Origin of the sequence: Paenibacillus tyrphae, assembly GCF_027925525.1 — a bacterium.
In the GTDB taxonomy this organism is placed as follows: domain Bacteria; phylum Bacillota; class Bacilli; order Paenibacillales; family NBRC-103111; genus Paenibacillus_G; species Paenibacillus_G tyrfis_B.
The window spans coordinates 439262-466055 of the sequence record NZ_BSDJ01000001.1 but is presented as its reverse complement, the minus strand read 5'-3'; the positions used below and the strand labels follow the sequence as shown (position 1 = coordinate 466055).

Genomic DNA, 26794 nt, shown 5'->3' with positions numbered 1-26794 from the left:
CTGGTTGAAAAAGTTTAATGGGGGCCGGGGAATCCCGGACCCCTTATCAATATCCGGCAACATTCGATCCATGAAGGAAAATTTTTCATGCAGGGCTCTGTTTAGAGGCCGAACTGCTGCGAAGCACCTTGATAATCGCGGAAACTTCCTCATTTCCATAACCAGCCTCGACAGCCTTCGCAAAAAGCGGCAATGCATTCGCAGGAAATTCACCATGGATCCCGGATTCCCGTGCTCGTTGAACAAGTCGTTCCACGCTATCGGCAGAGGTTTTGAGGGAACTTTCGGGGGTTTCGAAATGACTTGTCTGGATGACCTTCCCCTGATACTTGGCTTCTTCCCCTAAAAATGGTGCGATAGCGGTGATCATGGAACCGAAGGAATCGACCCGTTGGTTCTCCGATTCGAGGATGTGTGCCCCATGAGCAAAACCGAGCCATGTTCCCAAAAGGTAAGAGATAACAGCTAAAGCCTTCGCAGACGCAGAACCCACCGGCTCATCCACCCGAAAAGAGGATCACCGTCTCTGCTCCCCTAATATGGCTAGGCTACGCTTGAATCGCTCCGTCCAGATAGTCTGCACCTTGCTCCTGTGCACAAAGCTCATTGTTTCGCGCGTCCTGCGGGGTACCCGTACTTAGCTGAACCAGAGTGCGGCCAGCAAGAACGGGTTTGCCATCAGCAAGGGCCGGAGGGGCGGGGACTTACATAGACCTCGTTGGTTAAAATTGACTCTAAAAATGATTTGGATTATATTCTAGTTAAGCTACTCTCATCGCATTTATAAAGAAAGGAGCATTCGATCCATGAAGAAAAAAACGTTAAAGTTCATATCTTGTGGATACGGATACTCGACTGCTGTTTTTTTCTAAATTCCATTTTACGGGTGAAGTGTGCCTAAAAATGGTGGTAAAAAATAGCAGAAAACTTTAGAATGCGAGGTAATTTCAAATGGAACATGCCAAGATCGTTAGAAAAAACCCGGCAGGGATGCCTGCTCCGGTAGGGAACTACACCCATATTACAAAAATCCCCAGAAACGCAGAGCTGTACGTTACTTCCGGTCAAATCGGCGTAGACCGAAATGGCATCATCCCTGAACCTATGAACGAACAGATCAAGAATACGTTTGATAACATTAAAACTGTTTTACATTCCGAGGAATTAACGTCGGAAAATATCATTAAGGTTAATATATGGGCTACCCAAAAAATCGATTGGGATTATCTAGATGCCGAGTGGGATGCGTTATTCGGCAACAATTATCCCGCCATGACGATTGGTTACATTTCTGAATTAGGACTGCCGGAAATAAAAATAGAAATCGAAGTATGGGCAGCTAAAGTCTAAAGCACTCTCTCTATCCATCCCCACGTAAAAGCCGTGCTTTGACGTGGGATTTTTATTAATCATTCTTGGACGAACGGAGAAGAAAGGAGCAGTGTGCATGAATTTTCATTTGAAAGAAGCGATTGAGGTCTTGGAGCGTACGCCGCAAACATTGGAGTATTTTTTATCCGGTTTGTCGGACGGATGGGTGCAGTGCAATGAAGGCGAAGGGACATGGAGCGTCGTTGAAGTGATTGAGCATCTTATCGAGGGAGAGAAAACGAATTGGGTCCCGAGGCTGGAGTTTATTCTTCAAGAAGGCGAAAGCAAACCGTTTCCCCCTTTTGACCGTTATGCCCACTTGAATGAAAAAGCAGAAAAATCGTTTGAACAAAAGCTGCATGAATTCAAAACGATTCGAGCCTCAAATATAGCTAAACTTAAGGGGCTCGTCGACCCTGAAGCGCATCTCGAATTGACGGGCATCCACCCTGCACTTGGGGTCGTCAAGCTGAGAGAATTGCTCTCCACATGGGTTGTTCATGATTTAGCCCACATGGCTCAAATCGTTCGCGTCATGGCTGAGAGATACCGGGCGGACGTCGGGCCATGGAAACAATATTTAGGGATATTAAAAAAGGAATGACGGTAGCCGACATGGAAACCAGACAAGGATAGGTATTCACCTATGATTGCCCGGATGAGTATCTTATTGTTGAAGATACTTGATTCGTATGGGGGAATCTATGTGGGAACCTTTGTTAATGTAGAGCCGGGTGTAAAATTATACGTGGAGGATATCAATCCGGGGGGAAGCAAAACCATTGTTTTTATACATGGCTGGCCGTTAAGCCATAAACAGTTCGAGTATCAGTTTGATGTCCTTCCCGCGATGGGTTACCGGTGTATAGGAATCGACTGGAGGGGGTTCGGCAATTCGGATAAGCCGTTGAGCGGTTACAATTATAACCGATTGGCGGATGATATCCGCATCGTAGTCGATGCGCTTCAATTGCATGACTTCACGCTCGTTGGTCACTCCACGGGCGGGTCGATCGCGATTCGGTATGTGTCCCGGTACAATGGCTACGGAGTCTCTAACCTTGTCCTTGTTGACGCTGCGGCTCCCATAGGCTTTACGCCAGAGACCGCCAATAAATTTCTTCATGAGGCGTTAAATGACCGCCCTAAAATGATGCGGGAAGTTACCGACGGCTTTTTCTTTCAGTATATCACCGCTCCGTTCTCGGAATGGTTTTTTCAACTGGGATTACAGGCGGCAGGCTGGTCGACCGCGGCCGTCGTCGTTATGCTGAGAGATGAGAAGCTATATGATGATCTGCCGTTCATATCCGTGCCTACCTTAATCGTCCACGGTATTCACGACAAAGTCATTCCTTTTCAACAAGCTCAGGAACTCCACCAAAACATAAGAAATTCACAGCTTGTCCCGTTTCATTATAGCGGCCATGGCCCTTTCTGGGAGGAACGCAGCAAGTTTAACCAGGTATTGAGTCATTTTATAATGCAATGAAATGACCGGGATTCCTTGATAAATAAGGAGTTCCGGTCTATTTCTTTATGCTGGACAAAGCAATAAATACCCCTTTTTAGGTATGGAAGCGTGGCAGTGCCGGCTTTATTGTTAAGCTTATGGACTGAGCGGGCGAAGGGTGAAAGCCATGTCCATGCTTACTTCTTTGGGAGCAGATAACATCGGTGGAGGGGTTACTTGAATAGGTCAAATGTCATATATGCATATTTGTTGAGCTTGCTCACAGCCTGTGGGTTTGGGAGCATTGCGCTGGCGGTTAAGGGAAATCGGCTGTTGGCTTTCGATCACAGCATCTCGTCCTTGATCCAGAGCTGGGAGTCCGCGGGATGGACCCGAGTCATGAAAGGGTTCAGTTGGATCGGTTCCACGATGCCGATTATCGTGCTTTCGCTCGGAATGATCATCGTGCTATATGTTTTGTTAGGCCGGCGGAAGGAGCTTCTTTTGTTTATTACAGTGATTGGCGGCTCTACGGTAGTAGGCTATGTCTCGAAATCATTGTTCGCTCGGGAGAGACCGAACTTTCACCGGCTCATGGAGGAAGACGGGTTTTCGTTTCCGAGCTCGTCGTCGGTTGCGGCCGTCGCTTTGTATGGTATTATCGTTTATTTGTTGTGGAGTCCTATCCGAAACCGTACAGGGAAAATCGCGCTCACGGCGGCGGCTATCTTCATGATGGTTTGTATCGGTCTGAGCCGAATTTATGTGGGGGTACATTACCCGAGCGACGTTATCGGCGGCATGCTGGCAGGCGCGGCTTGGCTGTGGCTATCGATTGCCGTGTACAAACATCTCTCCGATTCCCATGATAAAAACACCAAGTTATCGATGTAGTCTGTTTTGTTAACATAGCTTATGATTTATGACGGAAAATTAAGAGACCCGGGTGAAAAAATGGAAAATGCCCTAATTGCTTTTGTCAGCATTATGGTCTTGGGAGGAGTTATCTTCTACAGCCTTTGGTGGGAAGGCGGGAATGTAGGCTTTACATTTGCAAAGTGGTTTTTTGGCATTTTTTTCGTAGCGGCGATGGTTGTTGGCGGCTACACCTACTTTATGAGTTAAGGTTACGGAAGTTTAGCCGCATGAAGCACTAAGGGCAAGAACGGAGGATATGTGATGGAAGGCATGAAGCGGAATAAGCGATGGATTGCGATCGTTCTTATATTTATGCTCACACTAGGATTGGCTCCTGGCGGGAAGGGGTTTGCTGCGGAGCCGCCTGTTTTGGATCAAGAGCAGGCAATTGGTATCGGAAATGTTTTTGTTAACCGCGATTATCCGAGATATCAAACCTTTACCCCTGCCATTAGCGGTAAACTTAATAAGATTGAGCTTAACATATTCGATTTTTACGCTGGAACCGGGGCAATACGGTTGGTTGTCTATAAAGAAAGCGATCTAGGGACGCCGCTTGCCACAGCAGAGTTGACGTCGTACAGCCCCGGCTGGATGGCGTTCGATTTCTCCGGAGTACTGCCTTATTTGAAGAAAGGTACGATGTATCGAATGGTTGCCTCTACGGAAAATGGAGGAAGTGGTGTGGGTTTTGGGTGGTACGGCGCTAGCGGCGATCCCTATAAACGAGGCAACTCGCAGTCGCCAGTGTACGACTTTTCCTTCAGGACCTACATGATTCCGGATTATTCGATATCTCCGGGGGAGAGTGAGGTTTCCAGCGCGCAGTCCAGCCTCGCAGCCGATGGGACAAGTCAGACGACGGTTACCGTGAAGATGAAGGACGCGCAGGGCAATGCTTGGCCGACCGGGGGGTCGCCGGTTGCGATCGCTTCGACGTTAGGGACGGTTAGCGCTGTAACGGATAACTATGATGGTACCTACACAGCGACGCTGACGGCGCCGACAACGCTAGGCACCGCGACGATCAGCGCAATGGTCGGTGCCATTCCGATACCAAAGACGGCAAGCGTCCAGTTCGTGCCAGGAGCGCCGTCGACCTCGACAAGTACGGTCGTTGTGGGCAACGGTTCTCTGCCCGCAGATGGGACGAGTCAAACGACGGTAAGCGTGAAGCTGAAGGACGCGCAGGGCCATGCGTTGACGAGCGGAGGAGCGACGGTCGCCATCACGTCGACGTTAGGGACGGTTGGCGCTGTAACGGACAACCAAAATGGCACCTATACAGCGACATTGACGGCGCCGACAACGCTAGGCACCGCGACGATCAGCGCAATGGTCGGCGGCAGTGCGGTAGCGTCGACGGCGAGCGTCCAGTTCGTGCCGGGAGCGCCGTCGGCAGCGACGAGCGCGGTGGAAGCAGGCAGCAGTTCCTTGACTGCGGACGGAGCTAGCCAGACGACGATCAGCGTGAAGCTGAAGGATGCGCAAGGTCATGCATTGACGAGCGGAGGGTCGACGGTTGCCATCACTTCGACGCTAGGCACGGTTAGCGCTGTGACGGATAACCAAAATGGCACTTATATGGCGACGTTGACGGCGCCGACGACGGTAGGCACCGCGGCGATCAGCGCGACGGTGGGCGGGAGTGCGATAGCGTCGACGGCGAGCGTCCAGTTCGTGCCGGGAGCGCCGTCGGCAGCGACGAGCACGGTGGAAGCGGGCAGCAGTTCCTTGATCGCGGACGGAGCCAGTCAGACGACGATTAGCGTGAAGCTGAAGGATACGAAGGGTAATGCATTGACTAGCGGGGGAGCCGCGGTTGTTATTACTTCGACGTTAGGGACGGTTGGCTCTGTAACAGACAACCAAAATGGTACCTACACGGCGACGTTGACGGCGCCGACGACGGTAGGCACCGCGACGATTAGCGCGACAGTCGGCGGCAACGCGGTAGCCTCAACGGCAAGCGTTCAGTTCGTGCCGGGAGTGCCGTCGGCAGCGAAGAGCAAGGTAGAAGCGGGCAACGTTACCCTTGTGGCGGACGGAGCCAGTCAGACGACGATCAGCGTGAAGCTGAGGGACGCGCAGGGCAATGCTTTGACGAGCGGAGGCGCGGCGGTAACGATCACGTCGACGCTAGGCACGGTTAGCGCGGTAACGGATAAGCAAAATGGCACCTATACGGCGACGCTGACGGCGCCGACAACAGTGGGGACTGCGGTGATTAGCGCGACGGTTGGCGGCAGTGCGATAGCGTCGACGGTGAGCGTCCAGTTCGTGCCGGGAGCGCCGTCGGCAGCGACGAGCACAGTTGCAGCGGGGAACGCTTCCCTTGTGGCGGACGGGGCTAGCCAGACGACGATCAGCGTGAAATTGAAAGACGCGCAAGGCAATGCTTTGACGAGCGGAGGCGCGGCGGTTGTGATCACATCGACGTTGGGCACGGTTAGCGCGGTAACGGATAAGCAAGATGGCACCTACACGGCGACGTTAACGGCCCCGACAACGGTGGGGACCGCGACGATTACCGCGACCGTTGGCGGCAGTACGATAGCCTCAACGGCCAGCGTCCAGTTCGTGCCGGGAGTGCCGTCGGCAGCGAAGAGCACGGTAGAAGCGGGCAGCAATTCCTTGACTGCGGACGGGGCCAGCCAGACGACGATCAGCGTGAAGCTGAAGGACGCGCAGGGCAATGCATTGACAAGCGGAGGCGCGGCGGTTGCGATCACGTCGACGTTAGGCACGGTTAGCGCGGTAACGGATAAGCAAGATGGCACCTACACGGCGACGTTGACGGCGCCGACGATGGTAGGCACCGCAACGATCAGTGCAACGGTTGGCGGTGCCGCGCTAGCCTCGACGGCTAGCGTTCAGTTTCTGCATGGTCAGGTGAGCGTATCCCGCTCAACGGTGGCCGCGAGCGATCTCGTCGTACGAGCGGATGGCGGCAGCAAAGCCTCCATCTTCGTGAAGCTCAAGGACGACTACGATCATCCGCTCGCCGGAAAACGGGTGATGCTTCAAGCCACGGGCGGCCGATCCGTTATCGATCATGTTTACGGGTTAACCGATCAGGACGGGCTGGCTACCTTTGCGGTGAGCAATACGGCGGCAGAGAACGTGACTTATTTCGCCAAGGATGAAGCAAGCGGTCTAGCGTTAGACCAAACCGTAAGCATTACGTTTACGTACGACCAGCCGCCGAATATCAAGCTGCAGGCGGACCCTGTCGCCCCAACCTTCGGGAGCGTGACCGTTACCGTAACGGCGTCGGTATACGGCCAGTTTAATCGCGTATCTTCGATCAAGTGGGCAGCAGGAAGCCGTGCCGTCTCGTATTTTGACAAGCAAGGCACGGAAATCACGGACCACCGTTTTACGGTACAAGAAAACGGGATGTATTCGGTCTATGTGGCAGATACGGCCGGCAATGCGAACGTCAGCTTGATCGAGGTGAAGAACATCGTTCCAATGAGCGGCAATGCGGATTTGGCCGGCTGGCAGCTCACAGGCTTGGGCGGGACGGTGAAATTCGATTTTAACCCGGGGATCGCGAATTATACGGTAGATGTCAGTCATGCGGTGTATGGTTTGAAAATGACGCTAACCCCCTCGGATGTGTATTCTGCCGTTTATGTGAACGGATCGCAGGTAACCGGCAATGGGATGACCAGCGAATATTCCCTTGTGACGGGGAAAAACACGTTCGAGGTCAAGGTCAAAGCGCAGAACGGCTCCGCTAAAACGTATACGCTTAGCGCGATTCGATCGGCGGCAAGCGCGGACTCCGGTTCGGGTGGCTCCGACTCCGGTTCCGATTCTGGTTCCGATTCCGGCTCAGGCTCAAGCTCTACGAGCCCTTCGATTGAGGCAAACCCACCTAGCCAGCCGGCACCAAGCAATTCGCTGGCGATTTGGATCAATAATCAAAAGGTGTCCGGGATTGCCACACTTCAAGTCGATGCCAACGGAGCGAAGTCTGTCGAGGCTGTACTGGACGCTGATACGCTAAAGAAGGTGCTTGATTCGCTATCCGCTGCGGCTAAAACGAATCTGGCGATTTCAATTGAGGATGAGGCGGGCAAAGTGACGCTGCGGATTCCCGGTAAAGCTGTTACCCTCCTCGCCGAGAAGGCGGATGCCCTTACTTTGAAAACCCGGCAGGGCCAATATCGCCTGCCTCTGGCTGAATTGATGCGTCAGAAGTCCGATTGGACGAACGATGCGGAAGCTCAGTTGACGATTGAGCTTGGCAAGGGCAAAGCGATATCGGGACTGCAGGATGCGGCGAATAAGGGCGGCTTCCAATTGGCCACTGATCCGGTTCATTTTACCGTTCAAGTGGTGCGCAACGGTGAGAAACGTGAGATTTCCAGCTTCAGCCGTTATGTGGAAAGAGTCCTTTACCTTCCTAAGGACTTCACTGGCAAGGCTTCAACGGTCGTCGTGTGGGACGGGAAGCTCGGTGCGCGCCCGGTGCCGACGAAATTTACTAAAGTCGACGGGCAGCAGGCCGCCGTCATCCACAGTCTCACGAACAGCGCTTACGTTCCGGTATCCAAAACGTCCAATTTAACGGATATTCAAGGGCACTGGGCGGCTGCTGAAATAGGCAGTATGAACAGCCGAATGATCGTCGATGGCGTAGATGAAAGCCGATTCGCTCCTGAAGCGGAGATTACCCGGGCCGAGCTCGCCGCATTGCTTGCAAGAGCGATGGGGCTTCCGAAAGCCGGAGATCAAGCGGGTTTCCTGGATGTAAGCGAAACGAGCTGGTACAGCGGGGCCGTAGCGGCTGTGAAAGCTTACGGCATCATGGATGGCTTCGGGGACGGCGCCTTCGGGCCTGACCGGAAGGTATCGCGGCAAGAGGCGATCGTGACGCTCGTTCGGGCGCTGCGGCTGGCCGATGCCGATTCGGCGGCAAGCCATGGCGCAGGGCAAGCGGATCTTACCGTTTACGCCGACCGCGATCAGATTGGCGGCTGGGCAAGCGACGCGATCCGGACCGCCATTCATGCGGGATTGGTGAACGGGTATGGAGATGAGCTGCGGCCGCAGAAGACATTAACTCGTGCCGAAACGGCGGTGCTCATTTACCGGATGCTGCTACAAGCGGGATTCATCGATGGGTAAGCAGATGAAGAGACGGGCCGGCGGGCCCGTCTTTTTATGCGTTTGGGCGTGCCCTTCCCCCTGCCTATCGGCAGACGAGGGGTTGACTTGCTTCTGCGGAGGTTTCTAAAATAAGGTTTATGAAGGAGTACGCTAGGGGTGTCGGACATGAATCCTAATCTGGAATTCCAAGTGATAGACATAGTGAGTGAAGACAGCCGCATGAGGCTGTACCGGGGGATTCTCTTAGATTACGATCCATTGAACCCTGTACTTATCCGAACGACCAAAAGCGAAGAAGGCGGTGCAGCCGAGCAAGGCCTTCTTCGTCGTGAATTTGAGATCACCGAAAGTTTACAATTGGACGGCATCGTGAAGCCGATCGCTTTGCGGACATTCGGGAGCTCGCTCGCTCTGGTGCTCGCGGACGACGGGAGAATCTCCTTGAGAGAGTACTTGAGCAGGAGCAGCGGCCTCGATCAAGGCACCTTTGTTCAACTGGCCAGCGCGATCGCTTCCATCGTCAAGGGGCTTCATCGACGCCATATTGTTCATCTGGATCTGCGGCCGGACCATATCTTGATTCATCCGGATACGCTGGACGTGTCTCTGACCGGCTTAGGCCATGCTCGACACTTGGTCATGGACAATCCGCTTCGTCCGGATGACTTGCATTTTTTCACCGATCGGCTCCCGTACATTTCCCCCGAGCATACCGGCAGAATGCCGCAGCAGGTTGACGAGCGAAGCGATCTGTATGCTTTAGGGGTCCTATTTTACGAGATGCTGACGGGGCAACTGCCGTATAAGGCTGCAGAGCCGCTGGAGTGGATTCACGCCCATTTGGCGCAAGCGCCGCTGCCGCTCATCCATCCGGGTCAGACCGTGGATTCGACAGTGACTACTATCGTGATGAAGCTGCTGGAAAAAAACGCAGAAAACCGCTATCCCCATTGCGATGCTTTACTAGCCGATCTGAACAAAATCGGAGAGATGTACGAGCCGTTTAGGATGAAAGACGGGCTGTACGGCAGGGAAGACGAGATATCGCTATTGTCCCAAGCTTTCCAATCGACCTGCTTTGGATCGACGGAAATCGTGTATGTCTCGGGTCCGGCGGGAATTGGAAAAACGAGTCTGTTGGAAGAAGTGTTTCTCCGGCAGAACACCCATTTGCGGGGAATGTTCTATATCACGGGGAAGTTCGAGCAAATTTCCAAGGAAAGCCCGTATTACCCGATTATTCAAGCTTTTCGCGGGCTGCTGCGCCATCTGCTGGGAGAAAGCTCGGAACGGGTCGAAGCATGGCGAAGCAAGCTTCGCGACGCCTTAAGCTCGAACGAAGCGATTATTGCTACGATCATCCCTGAAGTCAAGCTGCTGATTGGCGATTTCGCAGCCGCCGAAGAACTGTCCCCGGATGAAGCCAAAAAGCGATTTATTTATGCATTTCGCAAATTCGTTCAAGCTTTGGCTTCGAAAGAGCACCCGCTCGTGCTGTTTATCGACGACTTGCAGTGGGCCGATACCTCGTCGCTGCAGTTGATTCATTCGCTTCTGTGCGACCCGGAAAGCCAGTACTTGATGTTTGTCGGGGCTTATCGCGACGCAGGCCCGGGGCTGAAGAAGCTGCCGGGGTATGAGGAGGACGAAAGCATGACCGAAGAGGTCGCGGTCCGCCATATCCCTCTGCACGCGTTGACCATGGAACAAATGAATCCGATTGTGACGGACGCGCTACACTGCGATGCCGATGAAGCCCTGCCTCTTACTGAAGTGCTGTATCATGAATCCGGGGGCAATCCGTTTCATCTCAAGCAAATGTTTCAACGCTTCCAAGATGACGGGCTCTTGCGCTACAGTCGGGAAGACAGGCGCTGGCACTGGAGCTTGGGGCAAATTATCGAACGCCAGCCGTTCTTTACGGTTCATGAGCTGATGGAGCATAAGCTGCTTCGGATCTCCGGTGAGGCTCAGGAGCTGCTCCGGATTGCGGCATGCACAGGCAGCGAGTTTCACGCTTCTTTTATTGCGAAAGTTTCGGGGCGGTCGCTTGAGACCGTTGGTTCGGAGTTGTCTTCTGCTCTCGATGAAGGCTTAATTGCGTCGTCAAGTCCAGACCGCTATCGGTTCCTTCACGACAACTTCCAGAAAATGTTATACAGCCGGATGGATGACGAAACGCGGCAGCGTACGCATCTTTCGATCGGCAGATGGCTGAGGGACCTGAACGGTGAGCAGTCTGAAGACTTTTTCACGGTTGTCCACCATCTCAATATCGGTTCGGGCGTCATCGAAGACCGGCAAGAAACGGTTCAGCTGATGGAGATGAATCTCGTTGCCGGGAAACGGGCCAAGGCGTCGGCAGCCTTCGATATCGCATTGGTTTTCTTTAGAAAAGGGGCGGCCTTGCTCGGCGCCGGGGATTGGAACCGGCATTATGTACTGTGTTTCGAGCTGTGTGTGGAGCGGGCCGAATGCGAGTATTTGTGCGGGAACCATGAGGATACGGAACGGTTGGTCGGCCAGCTGCTGCTTCAAACGCGCAATCCCATCGAACGGGCCAGAGTATGGATGATTCGGATCACGCAGTGCATTAACTTGGGCAAATATCAAGAAGCTACGGTTCTCGGCTTGCAGGGCTTGAAAGAGTTCCGGATCGACATCGCGCCCGTCCCTTCGAAGGCCACCGTTTTCTCGGAGCTTTTGCGGGTGGAGCTATGGCTCCGGCGGCACAATAAACGGCTTGCCCGCTTGCCGGAAATGACGGATAAAGACCGAGTGGCTGCTATCCATATGATTTTTGCGATCATGGCTTCTACTTTTTTTACCAATAAAAACGTGTTTTTTCTGCTCCTATGCCAAGCGATACGATTGTTGTTGAAGTACGGGAATACCGCTGTTTCTGGCGCCATTTACTCGATGTACGGTATGTTTTTGGGAATTGCGCTAGGGAGGTATGAGAAAGGCTACGAGATGGCTAAGGTCGGTCTGGAGCTGTCCGAGCGCTACAACGTGACTTCGATCAAAGGGATCACGCATATGATTTTCGGAGGGGTGCTCTGCCAGTTCGTAGGAAGTGCGGACGAAGGAGACGTATATTTGGAAAAAGCGCTTCGTTTCGGCATGGAGTCGGGCGATTACGTGTATTCGAGCTATTCGATGGGGGCGCATATCAATTCCTTGTATACGAGAGCTCCGCTAGAGGCGTTGTCCAAGAAGATTACGGAATATTTGGCTGTGCTGGCGGAAACGAAGGATGAGTTTGTGCTGCAAAATTTTCACCTGTACCGGCAATTTATATTGGCGCTGCAAGGGGAAACGGCGGAGCCTTGTTCGTTTAACGATAAAGATTTTGAAGAAGAACGGTTCTTGAAGCACATTTATTCCGAGGAAACCTTCTCGACGACTTTGTTTCAATACAATACGTACAAGACGCAATTATGCTACTTCAACGGCAAGTTCGACGAAGCCGCGCAGTGGGCGCAGCAAGCGGAGAAATTTGCCGCGTACGCCACCCATCTGCCTCATCTGCCGGAATGTTTGTTCTATGAGGCGCTTGCGCTGCTGTCCGATCCCGGTATGCTGCGAAGCGGGAACAATAAGGTGAAACGCGTGAAACGAATTGTCCGCCGATTTAAAACCTGGGTAGGATGGAGTCCGGACAATTTCTCGTCGAAGCTATGTCTAATTGAAGCGGAATGGGCCAAAGTCGCAAAACGTTACGCGGCAGCCGAGGCGATGTATGACAAAGCGATTCGGGAAGCCAAGGAGCAGGGGAATATCCAAATGGAGAGCGTAGCCTATGAATTGGCGGCCAATTATTACGCAAGTCGGGGAAGAGCGAAGATCGCCTCCTTTTATTGGCAAGCAGCCGTGGAAGGCTACAAGCAGTGGGGAATCCGTGGAAAAGCCTGGCTATTGGAGGAGCGTCTTCACTCGCTGCGAGGAGCCGGGAAGGCCGAAAGCGTGCTATCCGACGAGCAGCCGTTCTTCAGCAGTCCTACGGCAGCGGAAGCTGCTCCGCGTGACCACGGCATCCGCCAGGAGGCGCATGCCGCGGAGCGGATGGATCTGGTCGCCATTCTCAAAGCGACGCAAGCCATCGCGGACAAGATGGATCTGGACGCTGTTCTGGTGGAAATTATGAGCACCTTGATGAACTATGCCGGAGCGCAAAAAGGCGCGCTGCTTACGGAATCCCATGGCGAGCTGGTTGTCCGGGTCTATGCGGAAGACCAAGTGAACATCTTGGGCACGCTTACGCCATTGGAGGATAACGAGCTATTGCCCGGCGGGATTGCGCGTTATGTCTCCAGAACGAAGGAATCGGTCCATTATACCGGGACGGAGGACAGCTGGCTGCTGCACAATCCGTACCTGCTGAAGCATCGCCCCAAATCCGCATTATGCATGCCGGTCACCGTTCATGGGGCGTCGGTCGGGGTGCTTTATCTTGAAAATACGCTTGTGGCAGGCGTGTTTTCCCCGGAACGGATCAGCATCTTTCATGCCATGGCCGCCCAGAGCTTATATATTTGCGAACTGTTGCGGTCGCTGGGCCAATTCGACAGCGAGCCGGAGAATGGGAAGGGGAGTTCAAGAACACCGCACCCGATGGAGGAGCCTCTTACAGAGCGCGAGATGGAGGTGCTCGCTTTGCTGGCTACGGGATTATCGAATAAAGAGATTGCGGAGCAGCTAGTTGTGGCGGTCGGTACGGTGAAGGTTCATGTGAAAAATATTTTCACAAAGCTCAAGGTTAACCGGCGAACCAAAGCGATCGCTCAGGCGAAGGAGCTGCAATTGCTTGATTGAATCGGCTTGTGCTTAATAAAGACTGGAAAATCCCTCGGCTTAATGCCGGCGGATTTCCCAGTCTTTTTGCATTAATTTTCGGGCACGACGCCAAGCTGCTGCATGAGCGTTAAATTGTCTTCTAAGTGCCAATCTTCAACGAGCTTCCCATCCTTAATGCGCAGCACATCGATCGCCATGAATTGAATAGGTTTGCCGGTCGGGGTTTTGCCCAAGAACTCGCCATTATGCGTGCCGGTGAAGGAAAGACGGGCGGTCACTTTGTCTCCGACGACCAATAAATCTTCAATTTTGCACTGCAAGTCGGGAACGGCTTTACGAAAATTGCGGGAGGCGAAGGACAAGCCATCCGGCCCTTGAGGCCGTCCCTTGGGCAGCGTGTTGTCAGTAAAGCCGGATGCGACCGCTTGCGAAAGGAACTCCTCATTGCCGGTGTTCCAGAACGCGTAGAAGCGCTGCGCGGTTTGTACCATCGCCGTAGCTTCTTTGGCATCCAACGATGGGTCGATCGTCATCGTAACCGGCTGAGGGAGATCCTTCAACAGCTGAATGTCTTTTTTGGCCGGCGCTTCGGCGGCTTTCGATTCATAATCGGCCGGTTTCGAAATGTTCCCGCACGCCGCCGTCAGCAGCACGGTACCGAGTATGATCGCCATACCGGCGATCGATGAAATTGATTTTTTTGATACTGACATGATAGTTCCTCCAAATCATAAATTGATGTGCAACGGTGAATCGCGTGAATAAAGTGACGGACTCTACAGCGATATTATATATACATAAACTTCATTTAGGGAAGTAGTGATATTAATTTCATATAGTTTCCTAAAATGAATTAATGTGATGTGACTGGATTTTCGGGGGGATTTATATTACCGTCATGACAAGAAGAAAGTGACAACGAAAAGGACAATCTGGTAAGATAAACCTGCATTGTTGGCCAGAGGGGAACATAAAAATGCTGAATCTGGAGGTAGGTATGAACCATTGTCATTTGCTCGATATCGAGTTTGAGTACGGCGGACAAAAGCAAACGATTACCCCGGTGCTGCTTCAAGACGAAGAAGATGTCATTCTCGTCGACTGCGGGTATCCGCACTTTGTGCCTCTTCTTGAACAAGCGGTCATCCGCTGCGGACTTCGGCTCGATTCGATCACCAAGCTGATTGTGACGCATCACGATATGGACCATATGGGTCCGCTGGCCGCGTTGAAGCGGGCTTTTCCACGTATCGAGATTATCGCGCACGAGGTGGAAGCGCCGTATATCGCAGGGACGAAGAAGTCGCTCAGGCTGGAGCAGGCCGAATCGACGCTTGACGTCTTGCCGGAAGAAGCGAAGCCGCAAGCGGAGCAGTTTATTCGCTTCCTGCGGTCGATCGAGCCGACTGCCGTCGATCGGACGGTCGCCGATCAGGAGCAGCTGCCGTGGTGCGGCGGGATCGAGATCGTGCACACACCCGGTCATATGCCCGGGCATATTTCGCTGTATCTTCCCGCGAGTCGGACGCTGATCGCCGGGGACGCCGTCGTCATCGAGCAGGGGAAGCTGGACATCGCGAATCCGCAATTCACGTTAGATTTGGAGGAGGCCGTCCGTTCCGTGCAGCGATTGCTTGATTACGACGTAGAGCGACTTATTTGCTATCATGGCGGATGCTTCCACGGCGATGTGAAGCAGGCGCTGCGGCAGCTTGTTCACGAATATACGTCTTAGCGGGGCCACGCGCCCCGGCTTTCCAGCCGGTAAGGACGGTTCGAGCAACGCCGCAGTGACATAGCCGAAAGAATAAGGCTTGCAGGACGGTGTAAAATAAGCTATAGTCATAGTTAGATAATCTAACTATTAGGAAAGCAACGGTGAAAGGTGAGGGCATGGAACGAAAAACAGGGAATGAATGCACGGCGGATCAACAGCTGCCTGCGCTGGGAATCGGCCCTTATTTGGAGCTTATGGACAAAACGACAGCTCAAGATGCGGACCGCAAATCGATTCGCATGGGACTGGTCATGCTGTGGCTTAGCGACAACATCCTCGACGTGATGGACGTCGATTTGGCTCCATTCGGCATTACCGAGAGCAAGCTGGATATGTTATTGCTGCTTATGCTGCATGAAGGCAGAGAGCTTATTACACCTTCCGGCATCGCAGACCGACTTGGAATCCGCCGGGCTTCCGTCACGGCGCTATTGGATTGGCTGGAAAAGCGCGGCTGGGTTTCCCGCGAACAAAGCGCCAAGGATCGCCGCATGATTCATGTCAGCATTACGCCGGAAGGCCGGGCCTTGGTGAACCAAGTACTGCCGACCTTTTGGTCGACCTGCGGCTCGTTGCTTGACGATCTGGACACCGAGGAACGCAAGGTGTTTGAGAAGATCCTGAGCAAGCTGCATCAGAGCATCGAGAAAAAGGTGGGCGTAGGGAGATAATTTTTTTTGGAATAATAGTTAGATAGTCTTACTATATTGAAAAGGAAATTCGGGTGATGCCATGAAGGGGCGAAAACAGTTTGCGGAAATGGTCAAGGAGCTGTTCGCGCAAGCAAGCGGGCAATGGCCTTTGATCTCGCTCGCGGCGGCAGCGATTGTTGCGATTTCCGTTCTTGAATTTTGGATTCCTCAATTCACCAAAGTCGTCATCGATCAGCTCATACCCAACCGGCGATACGATGCGCTGCTTGAGATGGGAGGCTATATTCTCGGCGCCGCGTTATTGCTGGGAGCTTTTCGTTTTTGCAGCAGCTATATGATGACGCTCGTTAGCCAAAGGGCCATTCTGCGGCTGCGGAATAAGCTGTACCGGCATACCTTGAGCCTGGACTTGAAGTTTTTCGAGCGCAATCGTACCGGCGATCTCATGACCAGGCTCACCGCTGATGTCAACCAGCTGCAGGAATTGGTGTCTGCCGACACGTTATCCATCGCGGCCGATTTTTTCACCTTTATCGCAGTTTGCGGTTATTTGCTTTATGTCGATTGGGAGCTGGCGCTTCTGCTGATGAGCACGTTCCCCTTCCTGTTCTATACGTCGCGGTTTTTCAGCGGCCGCATCAAGTCGGCTTATCGGACGGTACGCCAGTCTTCTGCTGAACTGAGCAATCATCTTCAGGATACGCTGTCCGGAATCCGGATGATTAAATCCTTCGCGAACGAGCACGAGGAGGCACAGAGGTTCGCCGGGTGGAGCGAGCAGAACCGGACCGCTACAGTGGCGGCTTCACGGCTGTCGGCTTTGTTCTCTCCGATCATCGACGTGCTGAATTCCATCGGAATGGTCTTCGTGCTGCTGTTCGGGGCTTGGCAGGCGATGCGCGGACGGCTTACCGTCGGCGACATCGTAGCCTTCCTCGCTTATCTGCGTCTGCTGCAGGGTCCGATTCGGTCCTTCAGCCGCATGGTGAGCCGAATTCAACAATCGGCCGCGGCTTGCGAACGAATTCACGAAGTGTTGAAGACCGTGCCGGAGATTCGCAACAAAGACAATGCGGTCGCTTTACCGGCGATCCGGGGGGATATTTTCTTCGATGACGTGGATTTCGCGTATGAAGCGAATGTGCCGGTTCTGCAAAATTTTCATTTGAGAATCCGCGCCAACCAAGTGACGGCGCTGGTCGGCTCGTCCGGCTCGGGCAAATCGACCGTCGCTCATTTGATCGCCCGTTTATACGATGTGCAGAAAGGGGTGATCTTCATCGACGGTCATCCGCTGGACGAAGTCACCCTTGAGTCGCTTCGCCGGCAAATCGGCATCGTATCCCAGGATGTAATCCTGCTGAACGGGACCATCCGGGACAATATCGCCTACGGCAAGCCGGACGCGTCTTCCGAAGAGATTGAAGCGGCGGCAAGAGCGGCGAATGCGCGGGAGTTTATCGAGGCTTTTCCCCACGGATACGATACGTTGATCGGGGAAAGGGGTGTCAAGCTGTCGGGGGGTCAGAAGCAGCGGCTGTCGATTGCCCGGGCGCTGCTGAAAAATCCGCGCTTGATCATTTTGGATGAAGCGACGGCCGCGCTCGACACGGAATCCGAGCAGTGGATTCAAAAGGCGCTTTCCCGGCTGCTTCCCGGGCGCACCTGCCTGGTTATCGCGCACCGCCTGTCCACGATTCGGCATGCGGACCGGATTGTCGTTTTGGAGAAAGGGCAGGTGGTGGAAACAGGCACACACGAAGCCTTGCTTCGCCGTTCGGGCCGCTACAAGACCTTATACGATATGCAGTTTCCGCAAACGTCCGTCGAGACGGCTTGATCCTAATTTATTTGAAAATCGAAATTCGAAAGAGGTGCTTTATGTTGCAAATGGCCAATTCATCCCTTCCCAAGCGAAACTATTCATTAATGACGGCGGTGCTGTGCTGGTCCGGCATGGCGGTAATGTCCAGCCTGTACGTCACCATTCCGCTGATATCCTTGTTCGCCGATCTGTTCGGTATCACGCCTACACAGGCGGCTGCGGCGGGAAGCGTATTTTCTCTCGGTTTTGCGATCGGTTGCCTGATCTATGGTGCGTTGTCGGACAAATACGGCCGCAAAAAGGTCATCGTGATCGGACTCATGGCGTTAACGCTCATCTCCTTGCTGCTCGGCGTGATCGATAGCTTCTTCTGGATCATCGTGCTGAGGGGCTTGCAAGGCGCTGCGGCAGCCACGTTCTCGCCGGTGGCCCTTGCTTATGCGGTGGAAATGTTCCCTGCGGAAAAACGGGTGACGACGATCGGGTTTATCAGCACGGGCTTCCTGGTTGCCGGAATCGTAGGGCAGGTCGTCAGCGGTTTAATCAGCCAGCAATACGGGTGGAACGCGGTATTTTATGTTCTCGCAGGTGCCTATGTCGTGACTGCGTTTCTCGTTATTCGATTCCTGCCGAAAGGGGAAATTCAACAGGCGCACGCCAACATCTGGGAGCCTCTGAAGCAAATCGGCAGCGTATTTTCGCAAAAAAATCTTCTTCTCAGCTATGCTATCGCTCTGGTGCTGCTCATGTCGTTTGTCAGCATGTACACGGTGTTAGGCAGCTACTTGAGCGGACCGGACTTCGGATTGACGAGGCAGGAAATTTTGTATGTGCGCTCCATCGGCGTGATCGGCATGCTGCTGTCTCCTTTGTCCGGGCGCTTAGCCAAACGTTATGGCGTTCGCGCCGTTCTGCGCGGCGGACTGCTGCTGGCGATGGCGGGCCTCGCTTCGTTGGGGCTGATGTCCAGCCTGCCGCTGCTGGTTATGCTGAGCTTGGTCTTTGTGGCGGGCATTGCGCTCTCCGTCCCGGCGCTCGTATCGCTTGTCGGCCAATTGGGAGGCAAATCGCGCGGGATTGCGGTTTCGGTCTACACGTTCATTTTATTTGCCGGAACAAGCCTGGGCCCCATCCTCTCCATTCGTTTTATGGAAACCGGCAGCTATGTGCTGACCTTTGTGCTGCTGGCGCTCATTCTCGGGATCGGATTGCTGGCCGCATTGCTGATTCGCCGGGAAACGCCTGAGGAACCCGCGGCAGTTAGGCAATAAGGGGGAAATATTTCCCGATCCGTTCCTAACGGTTGACGAACGAAACTTTCGTTGTGTATCATGAAAATACGCTTAATTTCCAACTTCTCCGAGTTGGAAAGCGGGGGAACCATTTTTGTGGGGCGAATCGCCTTGTGCGCGTAGGGAACCATCTTTCCCGAGTCCGTCAGCTAACCTCGTCAGCAGTAGATGGGTCCATGCTTTTCGTGCAGCTTTATTGCATGAATGACCCGTTGTGCGGGTCTTTCGATACGGATAGACCCGCGACAGTCAGCCAAGCTGTGGCACGTTGTGCCCAGAGATGCGCTGCTGTACGGGTCTTTTTGCTTTATTCGCCCATCTGCGGAAAAAGGGAACAAGGAGGTGGCCTGCGGTACTGCTGGTGTAGTTACATCCATGACAAGGAGGGTAAAAGCCATGGCACAGCCGAAATATATCACCGATATGGATAAGATTCCCCAGATCCCGCTTCAGGAGCGGGAGAAGCTTAAACCCATTACGGAGAAATTCGTGTTTCGTGTGAACGATTATTACTTGAGCCTCATTAATTGGAACGACCCGAACGATCCAATTAAAAAACTTGTCATCCCGAACGAGGGCGAGCTGCTGGAATACGGCCGGTGGGACGCTTCCGACGAGGATACGAATTATGTCGTTCCCGGCTGCCAGCATAAATACCGGACGACGGCTTTGCTGCTCGTATCGGAAGTGTGCGGCGCTTACTGCAGGTACTGCTTCCGCAAGCGATTATTCCGCAACGATGTAAAAGAAGCGATGTCCGATGTCGAAGAAGGAATCGCTTACATCGCCCGGCATCCCGAAATTAACAACGTGCTCCTGACCGGCGGGGATAGCCTGATCCTGTCGACGGCACGCTTGGGCAACATATTAAGCAAGCTGCGGGCCATCGAGCACGTGAAGATCATCCGGCTCGGCTCCAAGCTGCCCGTGTTCAATCCGATGCGCATCTACGAGGACGAAGCGCTGCTGGACCTCATTCGCACCTTCTCCTCCGCAGATAAGCGCATCTATGTCATGGCGCACATCAATCATCCCCGCGAAATTACGGAAGAGGCCAAAAGAGGATTCGAGGCGCTGCATCGCGCCGGGGCCATCGTCGTGAACCAGACGCCGGTGCTGAAGGGGATTAACGACGATCCGGCGGTACTCGGAGAGCTCTTGGACAAGCTTTCCTGGGCCGGCGTTACGCCTTATTATTTCTTCGTCAACCGCCCGGTGGCCGGCAACAGCGAGTTTGTTCTGCCTCTGAAGCAGGTATACGCTATTGTCGAGCAAGCGAAAGCCTTGACTTCCGGTCTGGGAAAAAGGGTACGTCTGTCGATGAGCCATACGTCCGGAAAAATCGAAATTTTGGCGATCGAGAACGGTAAGGCTTACTTGAAGTACCACCAATCGCGGGACGGAGAATACGGTAAATTTATGGTGCTGGATTGTCCGGAGGAGGCCGCTTGGTTCGACGATTTGCCGGGGAACGAGCGTTACTGGCGTAAGCCGGAGAAGAAGACGGACGCCGTCGTTTCCGTGAACGAGCTGCCCGAGCTGCCCGCGGCTCGCCGGGCGATCCCAAGTTAAACTAGCGAAAACAGCCAATCCTCCGATCAGGGGGCTGGCTGTTTTTTTGGCATATTGCGTCATGCTTCCGCACGTTTCGTACGAATCCCTTGCGGCGCGGTCTTTTTCCGCCCCAAGAGGTTCGTTCCGAGGACCCCGGCAATAATCAGGACCGACCCGATCAGATGGTACACCGTCACCTCTTCCCCAAGAAACAGAGCCCCGGACGCGATCGAAACGATGGTCGCCAGATTGCTGAACACGCTCATTTTCGAAGCTTCCATTTTGGACAAAATGTAGTTCGCCATCAGGGCCGTGGCAAGCGAGGACACCACGCCCAAATAAAAGATCGAGACGAGAAAGGTTCCGTTAGCCAGCGGCGCGACGAATTGGTCAAGCGTCCCGGCGGATGCGTGGCTGGCAAGCGACACGATCAGAAACACGACGAAGCCGACACCGAGCATAAAATACGTGATTTCCGCAGGGCTGAACTGCTTCGAGAGCGAACGGGCCAGTACGCTGTATCCGGCAAAAGCGACGCACGTCAGGAACAGCAGGAAGATCCCGGTCATGTTCGACAAGTCGATGCGGCTTCCTTTCATGACAAAGATAAAGACGACGCCGAAGACCGACAGGAAAATCGACAGCTTCTGCAGCAAGGTCGTCGCTTCCTTCAAAAATACCGCGGCGAGCACCATCGTCACGACCGGGGTGAACGCGTACAGAATGCCGCCCTCGGCCGAGGTGGCGTGCTGCAGCCCGAACGCTTGCAGCGTGAAGAAGCCGAGCGGATACATCGTGGCCAGCAGCAGCGCCTTCCGGAGCGGCTTGCCGCGGTAGGTCAGCTTCACCCAGCCCAGCGCAACCGGGATTGACATGACCGCAAACGACGCGGCAAAACGGAACGTCAGCGTGTCGAGCGGGTGGGCGTGATCGAGCGCTATTTTGGTAAACAGAAACGAGAATCCGATAATCGCCGCATTCAGTATGGCGAATACATAAGCAAGCTTTAATCCTTTTTGGTTCATGGGGACAACCTTCTCTCCTGGACAGTCGGGTGCGCGTTCGCTAACCCGTTACTTATAAGGTAAGGCCAATGGGGAAGCCGGACAATGTCATTTTGCTGCAACTGTACCGATACAGTTGATCGGATTCGTGTATAATAAGGGGAGCAAGGGGGCGGATTATGAAAAAGTTTGTCGCGATCTTATCCGATATGGAGCATAAAATCCGGGAAGGGCACTTCGGTCCCGGCCGGAAGCTGCCGTCCGTCCGCAGCGCGGCGGAAGAGTACGGCTGCAGCATCAGCACGATTATTCGAGCCTATGCCGAGCTGGAGAAGCGCCACGCGATCTATTCGGTCCCGCAGAGCGGCTATTACGTAGTCGAGAAGTCGGGAGACTGGCGAAGCGGCACGGTCAGCGAGACGATCGATTTTACTTCGGCGTCGCCGGATTTGGACGTGTTTCCGTATTTGGATTTCCAGCATTGCCTGAACAAGGCGATTGATACGTACAAATACCATCTGTTTACTTACGGCGATTCGCACGGGCTGGAAACGCTGCGCCAGACGCTTGTTTCCCATTTGGCCGGCGATCAGGTGTTTGCCAAGGCGGAGCGGATTCTCGTCAGCTCAGGCGTGCAGCAGGCGCTGGAAATTTTGGCAAAGATGCCGTTTCCGAACGGAAAGACGACCATTCTGGTCGAGCAGCCGAGCTACGATTTGTATTTGCGCTTTTTGGAGGCAGAGGGCATTCCGGTTCGCGGCATCGCGCGGACGGCGAAGGGGATCGATTTGCAGGAGCTGGATGAGCAGTTCCGCAGCGGCGGCATCAAGTTTTTTTACACGATGTCGAGATACCACAATCCGCTCGGCACCTCGTACAGCGCAGAGGAGCGGAAGGCGATCGCCCGGCTGGCCGGCAAATACGACGTGTACGTCGTGGAGGACGATTATATGGCGGACCTCGGCGCCGAGCGGTTCGACCCGATTCACGCTTATGACCGGAGCTCGCACGTCGTTTATTTGAAAAGCTTCTCCAAAATCATTTTTCCCGGCCTGAGGCTCGGAGCCGTCGTGCTGCCGGAGCGGCTGCTGAAGACGTACCATAAGTACAAAAATTACCCCGACACCTCGCTGCTCTCCCAGGCGGCGCTCGAAATTTATATCAAGAACGGCATGTATGAGCGGCACAAGCACAAAATCTACGGCTTGTACGAGGAGCGGATGCGCGAGTTGAACGAGGCACTGCGGCGGCATAACGAAGCGGGGCTGATCGAAGCCGCGGATGTCCGCTACGGCGTCTATGTCCAGTTCAAGCTGCCGAAGACGGTCAATATTGAGCGTCTGATGAAGCGGCTTGCAGAGAGGAAGGTCAGCGTCGTTTCCGGCAAGCCGTTTTATTTGGCGGATTACGCGGAGCGGGAGAAGTTCATCCGCATCAGCGTTTCGCGGGCGCAGCGGGAGCGGATCGACGAGGGGATCCGGGCGATTGTCCAGGAAGTGCGGCGGGGGAACGGGTGGTAGAGCGATTGGGACGGAGCTGCATGACAAGTTGATTTTGACAAGAGGTTTGCAAAGTGATATTCTGGCGTAATGCCCAATTTACTGGTAGGAGTGTTTTGAATCATGCTTCTCCGATATGAACATTTTATCGAGACCGTTAAAATGAAATTGATCGAAGATCATCGCATCATCGGGCTCCTTGGGGGCGGTTCCATGATAACGGGTGCCATGGATGAGTACAGTGATTTGGATCTTATCGTGGTATATCATCCCGATTATCGGGACGAAATCATGCAGCAACGCATACATATGGCGGAGAGCCTGGGTACCGTGCTGTCGGTTTTAACCGGCGAACATGTCGGAGAGCCGAAGCTGGTCATCTGCCTATATGATGGTTCCGTGCCGCTCCATGTCGATTACAAGTTTTTGATGCCCAAGGAGCTGGAAGAACGAATTGAGGACCCTGTCATTCTTTGGGAAAGGGGGACGGAAATCCGGGCTATACTTCGCAGTACGGTGCCTTGCTATCCGCACCCCGATCCTCAATGGATCGAAGACCGGTTTTGGATATGGATTCATAGCGGAGCAGCGAAACTGGGGAGAGGTGAGTTGTTTGAAGTGATCGATATTCTTTGCTGCATACGCAGCGCTGTACTGGGGCCGTTGATTTTGGCCGAAAACGGACGGCTCCCCAATGGTACGAGAAGAATCGAGCAATTCGCGGTCCGCGCGGTTGAGGAGTTGCAACAAACCGTGCCTTCTTATCATTTGGAAAGTTGTTACCAAGCCTTGCAATCGTCTATTCTTTTATATCGACGTCTTCGTCTTTCTTCCGATCGTTTGGTGCATCGAACGAAAGCCGAGCAAGTTGCCGTTGCCTATCTCGATAACGTTTACGCATCAGCCGACTCTACGAAAATGGAGGATTAAATCGTGAAAGATGAACAAGAAATGATGGAGATTCTTGTCGGTCTGGCCGCAAATGATAGCAGAATCCGATTGGTTACATTGGAAGGTTCCCGTACGAACCCCAATATTCCCTCCGATCCGTTTCAAGATTTTGATATTGCTTATTTTGTAACAGATATGGATTCTTTTAAAGCAGACGATCAATGGCTAACAAACTTCGGAAAACCGGCTATGATGCAAAAACCCGAAGCTATGGAACTCTTTCCATCCGAATTAGGCAATTGGTTTTCGTACATTATTCTATTCGAAGACGGCAATAAGCTGGACCTTACCCTTATTCCGCTAAACGAAGTAGACGATTATTTTGAACAAAGCGACGGCTTGGTGAAGATCTTGCTCGATAAGGACGGGATCGTTAAACATGAAGTCATCGCAAACGATCGTCAATATTGGATCAAAAAACCGACCGAAAAAGAGTTCGATGATTGCTGCAACGAATTTTGGATGACATCAACTTATGTGGTGAAAGGGCTGGCAAGAAAGGAAATACTTTTCGCAGTCGATCACTTGAATGAAATTGTTCGGCCTAATTTGTTAAGAATGATGTCCTGGGAAATCGGCTCCAAACTTGGCTATTCCTTTAGCGTAGGGAAGAATTACAAATTTATCGACCGTTACCTCCCGGCGGATAGTTGGGAAGATTTGCTTGCTACCTGCTCCGGTAATAGTTACCCCAATATGTGGAAATCGCTATTCATCTGTTACGAGTTGTTCAGAAAATACTCTAGGGCTGTAGCGGAGACTCTGGCATATCCATATCCGGACTACGATAAGGTCATCACCCTGTATACGGAAAATATTTATCGATACCACAATGAGGCAGGATAAATAAATATTCAATGCAAATGAGCTTCCGGTGAGGAAGCTTATTTGCATATGCGGCCAAGCACGCATGAGAGTATTTGACGCTTACTTTAGTGTAATGGAGATTAGTCTTTAATCGGAATTTCTTTATCAAAAAATACGACAGACGCGATTTCCTTATCATTGATAAGATTTTTGAAAGATTTGGTCGTGATCATTTGACCAGTCATTAAATCCTTTATAGTTGAACCGGTTAAAAGGTTTGTCGTTTCTGAGGTGCCGTCTTTGTAGTTTATCGTGATTGGGAAGTGATCCAAATAGGCACCTTCACCATCTTCTTGCCTCAAACCGAGAGTGAAATTGTTAATTTCCTCCAAATAATTGCTGTCAACCTTTAAAGTCATTGAAATGGGCGAGATCGAGATTGTCTTGAATACGGCCTTATACCCATACAGGGTGATGTCTTGATCCATCTGATAAAGACGAGAAGTATCCTTGAAATCCAGCTTAAGCGTTGTTCCCCAATAACCCGGTATAACCGTTTCAAAATTGTTCGTAAGCGGATTGATTGCTTGTAAATTTTCGACTGAGAAATCAACGGTTTTGCCTGCTATGGAATTGTCGGTCCCGATACTCATAACCAAGCTAATTTTATTGTCATTCGGATTGCCATCGTCTAGCACTTGGTACCCGTAACTACTCCATAATTTATCACGTCCCGCCTCATCATAGGTAAGATGGGGAAGCTCAAAACGGTATCGTGCCGCATTTAACACCGTGCCTTTCGGAGCCGTAAAGTCCATTAGGATATAGGTCGTATTACTGTCGCCGATCGCTTGCTTAATGGTAAGCGTTCCATTTTCGTTTTCCACTTGCTTGTTAATCACATAAGCGCCATTTGACAAATATTGTGCCTGCTCCTGATTTACCGGCTTCAGAAATTTTAAAAATGCTTCATCCAATCCCATATATGCCGCTGCCAAAGCTGTTGAAGTTAAACAGCCAATCAGTATGGCACACAGAATCGCAGGTCTCCAACGTTTCACGGGAGCAAGCTCTCTCCGTCTTTTATTTTCATTCTGGCTCTGTACTAAAATGTTCTGTAACATTTTTTCTTTTTGCTCCGTGTTTGGCGCAAATGCTTCAAATAGCCGATTAATATGCTTGTCACTCAAGATAATTCCCTCCCAGGTCAAGTTTAAGGAGTTTTCGGCCTCTGGATAAATGCGTTTGGATCGTGCTTTCCTTGTGTCCTAACATCTCTGATATTTCTCTTACCGAGTACTCCTCGAAATAGTAAAGATACAACACAGTTTTATATTTTTCGGGCAGTGAAAGCAGTCTGGCAAGCACCTTCCCTGACGACTCATGACCATCCCAAGAAGGAACTTCCGGTAAAGTGTCCAAAGCCACACGGCGGATTCTCCACCAATTTTTTAAAATGTCCTTGCAGTGATTTTGGGTAGTTACCGTCAACCACGCTTTTTCATGCTCATGATCGTTAAAAACCATTTGAGATTGGATGAGCTTTATAAATACAGATTGAACAGCGTCTTCTGCATCAACAGGGTTTTTCAAATAGATATAGCACAACCTATAAACTAGATCTGCATGCCGTTGATAGAGTTCAGCCAATTCTTTATCCGTACGCGCTAAAGAATTGCTTTCCATGTTTTCGCCTCCTACATACAACACGATCGGTAACTCGAAAATATCTCGTTTCCGGTTAAATTTTTTTATTTCACCTAATGGTAATA

At 52.5% G+C, this 26794-nt stretch carries 20 protein-coding genes and 1 riboswitch; of the genes, 15 read left to right on the top strand and 5 right to left on the bottom strand.

What is annotated here, in order from left to right; all coding sequences use genetic code 11:
- Positions 1-85 precede the first annotated feature (85 nt).
- A complete protein-coding gene (locus tag QMG93_RS02090; RefSeq protein ID WP_281933231.1) occupies positions 86-493 on the bottom strand; it encodes a hypothetical protein in 408 nt (135 codons plus the stop codon).
- Between the two features lie 458 nt (positions 494-951).
- Here QMG93_RS02090 and QMG93_RS02085 point away from each other — a divergent pair, with 458 nt between their 5' ends.
- The 7 genes from QMG93_RS02085 to QMG93_RS02055 all read left to right on the top strand — a co-directional run bounded on the left by QMG93_RS02085 (position 952) and on the right by QMG93_RS02055 (position 13678).
- Positions 952-1350 carry a RidA family protein gene (locus QMG93_RS02085; protein WP_281933230.1) on the top strand — a complete coding sequence of 133 codons (399 nt, stop codon included), beginning with the start codon at positions 952-954 and terminating at the stop codon, positions 1348-1350.
- A gap of 97 nt (positions 1351-1447) precedes the next feature.
- The gene (locus QMG93_RS02080; protein WP_281933229.1) at positions 1448-1975 is read left to right on the top strand and encodes a DinB family protein; all 528 of its coding nucleotides are present in this window, start codon (positions 1448-1450) and stop codon (positions 1973-1975) included.
- Positions 1976-2077: 102 nt separating this feature from the next.
- The gene (locus tag QMG93_RS02075; protein WP_281933284.1) at positions 2078-2863 is read left to right on the top strand and encodes an alpha/beta fold hydrolase; all 786 of its coding nucleotides are present in this window, start codon (positions 2078-2080) and stop codon (positions 2861-2863) included.
- 360 nt (positions 2864-3223) lie between these two features.
- The gene (locus tag QMG93_RS02070) at positions 3224-3718 is read left to right on the top strand and encodes a phosphatase PAP2 family protein (RefSeq protein WP_281933228.1); all 495 of its coding nucleotides are present in this window, start codon (positions 3224-3226) and stop codon (positions 3716-3718) included.
- A 60-nt stretch (positions 3719-3778) separates the two neighbouring features.
- Positions 3779-3949 (top strand): hypothetical protein, encoded by a 171-nt coding sequence (locus tag QMG93_RS02065; RefSeq protein WP_281933227.1) that lies wholly within the window; start codon positions 3779-3781, stop codon positions 3947-3949.
- A 312-nt stretch (positions 3950-4261) separates the two neighbouring features.
- Positions 4262-8881 (top strand): invasin domain 3-containing protein, encoded by a 4620-nt coding sequence (locus tag QMG93_RS02060; protein WP_281933226.1) that lies wholly within the window; start codon positions 4262-4264, stop codon positions 8879-8881.
- A 147-nt stretch (positions 8882-9028) separates the two neighbouring features.
- The gene (locus QMG93_RS02055) at positions 9029-13678 is read left to right on the top strand and encodes a helix-turn-helix transcriptional regulator (RefSeq protein WP_281933225.1); all 4650 of its coding nucleotides are present in this window, start codon (positions 9029-9031) and stop codon (positions 13676-13678) included.
- A 71-nt stretch (positions 13679-13749) separates the two neighbouring features.
- Here QMG93_RS02055 and QMG93_RS02050 read toward each other — a convergent pair whose 3' ends face one another.
- Positions 13750-14373 carry an ester cyclase gene (locus tag QMG93_RS02050; protein ID WP_281933224.1) on the bottom strand — a complete coding sequence of 208 codons (624 nt, stop codon included), beginning with the start codon at positions 14371-14373 and terminating at the stop codon, positions 13750-13752.
- Between the two features lie 284 nt (positions 14374-14657).
- On the opposite strand from QMG93_RS02050, the gene QMG93_RS02045 reads away from it, so the two are divergent.
- The 5 genes from QMG93_RS02045 (at position 14658) to QMG93_RS02025 (ending at position 20779) form a co-directional block, all read left to right on the top strand.
- Complete coding sequence (locus QMG93_RS02045; protein WP_281933283.1) at positions 14658-15395, top strand: MBL fold metallo-hydrolase; 738 nt, start codon at positions 14658-14660, stop codon at positions 15393-15395.
- A 158-nt stretch (positions 15396-15553) separates the two neighbouring features.
- The gene (locus QMG93_RS02040) at positions 15554-16108 is read left to right on the top strand and encodes a MarR family winged helix-turn-helix transcriptional regulator (protein WP_281933223.1); all 555 of its coding nucleotides are present in this window, start codon (positions 15554-15556) and stop codon (positions 16106-16108) included.
- Positions 16109-16169: 61 nt separating this feature from the next.
- Positions 16170-17930 carry an ABC transporter ATP-binding protein gene (locus QMG93_RS02035; RefSeq protein WP_281933222.1) on the top strand — a complete coding sequence of 587 codons (1761 nt, stop codon included), beginning with the start codon at positions 16170-16172 and terminating at the stop codon, positions 17928-17930.
- A gap of 41 nt (positions 17931-17971) precedes the next feature.
- Complete coding sequence (locus QMG93_RS02030; protein WP_281933221.1) at positions 17972-19186, top strand: MFS transporter; 1215 nt, start codon at positions 17972-17974, stop codon at positions 19184-19186.
- A gap of 59 nt (positions 19187-19245) precedes the next feature.
- Positions 19246-19384: riboswitch (cyclic di-AMP (ydaO/yuaA leader) on the top strand.
- Between the two features lie 219 nt (positions 19385-19603).
- On the top strand, positions 19604-20779 hold the full coding sequence (locus QMG93_RS02025) for a KamA family radical SAM protein (RefSeq protein ID WP_281933220.1): 1176 nt from the start codon (positions 19604-19606) through the stop codon (positions 20777-20779).
- 59 nt (positions 20780-20838) lie between these two features.
- Here the strand turns inward: QMG93_RS02025 and QMG93_RS02020 are convergent, their stop codons facing one another.
- On the bottom strand, positions 20839-21786 hold the full coding sequence (locus QMG93_RS02020) for a DMT family transporter (protein WP_281933219.1): 948 nt from the start codon (positions 21784-21786) through the stop codon (positions 20839-20841).
- 158 nt (positions 21787-21944) lie between these two features.
- Between QMG93_RS02020 and QMG93_RS02015 the strand changes: the two genes are divergently transcribed.
- From QMG93_RS02015 to ant(6), 3 genes are all read left to right on the top strand, one after another.
- The gene (locus QMG93_RS02015; protein ID WP_281933218.1) at positions 21945-23285 is read left to right on the top strand and encodes a PLP-dependent aminotransferase family protein; all 1341 of its coding nucleotides are present in this window, start codon (positions 21945-21947) and stop codon (positions 23283-23285) included.
- A gap of 102 nt (positions 23286-23387) precedes the next feature.
- Positions 23388-24194 (top strand): oxalate:formate antiporter, encoded by an 807-nt coding sequence (locus QMG93_RS02010; protein WP_281933217.1) that lies wholly within the window; start codon positions 23388-23390, stop codon positions 24192-24194.
- Between the two features lie 3 nt (positions 24195-24197).
- Positions 24198-25061: an aminoglycoside 6-adenylyltransferase gene (ant(6), locus tag QMG93_RS02005; protein WP_281933216.1), complete on the top strand. Its 864-nt coding sequence runs from the start codon at positions 24198-24200 to the stop codon at positions 25059-25061.
- A 101-nt stretch (positions 25062-25162) separates the two neighbouring features.
- Here the strand turns inward: ant(6) and QMG93_RS02000 are convergent, their stop codons facing one another.
- Together QMG93_RS02000 and QMG93_RS01995 are read right to left on the bottom strand one after the other, a co-directional pair.
- Positions 25163-26212: a DUF4179 domain-containing protein gene (locus tag QMG93_RS02000; protein ID WP_281933215.1), complete on the bottom strand. Its 1050-nt coding sequence runs from the start codon at positions 26210-26212 to the stop codon at positions 25163-25165.
- A complete protein-coding gene (locus tag QMG93_RS01995; RefSeq protein ID WP_281933214.1) occupies positions 26205-26708 on the bottom strand; it encodes an RNA polymerase sigma factor in 504 nt (167 codons plus the stop codon). The genes QMG93_RS02000 and QMG93_RS01995 overlap by 8 nt, the downstream gene beginning before the upstream one ends.
- Positions 26709-26794 lie beyond the last annotated feature (86 nt).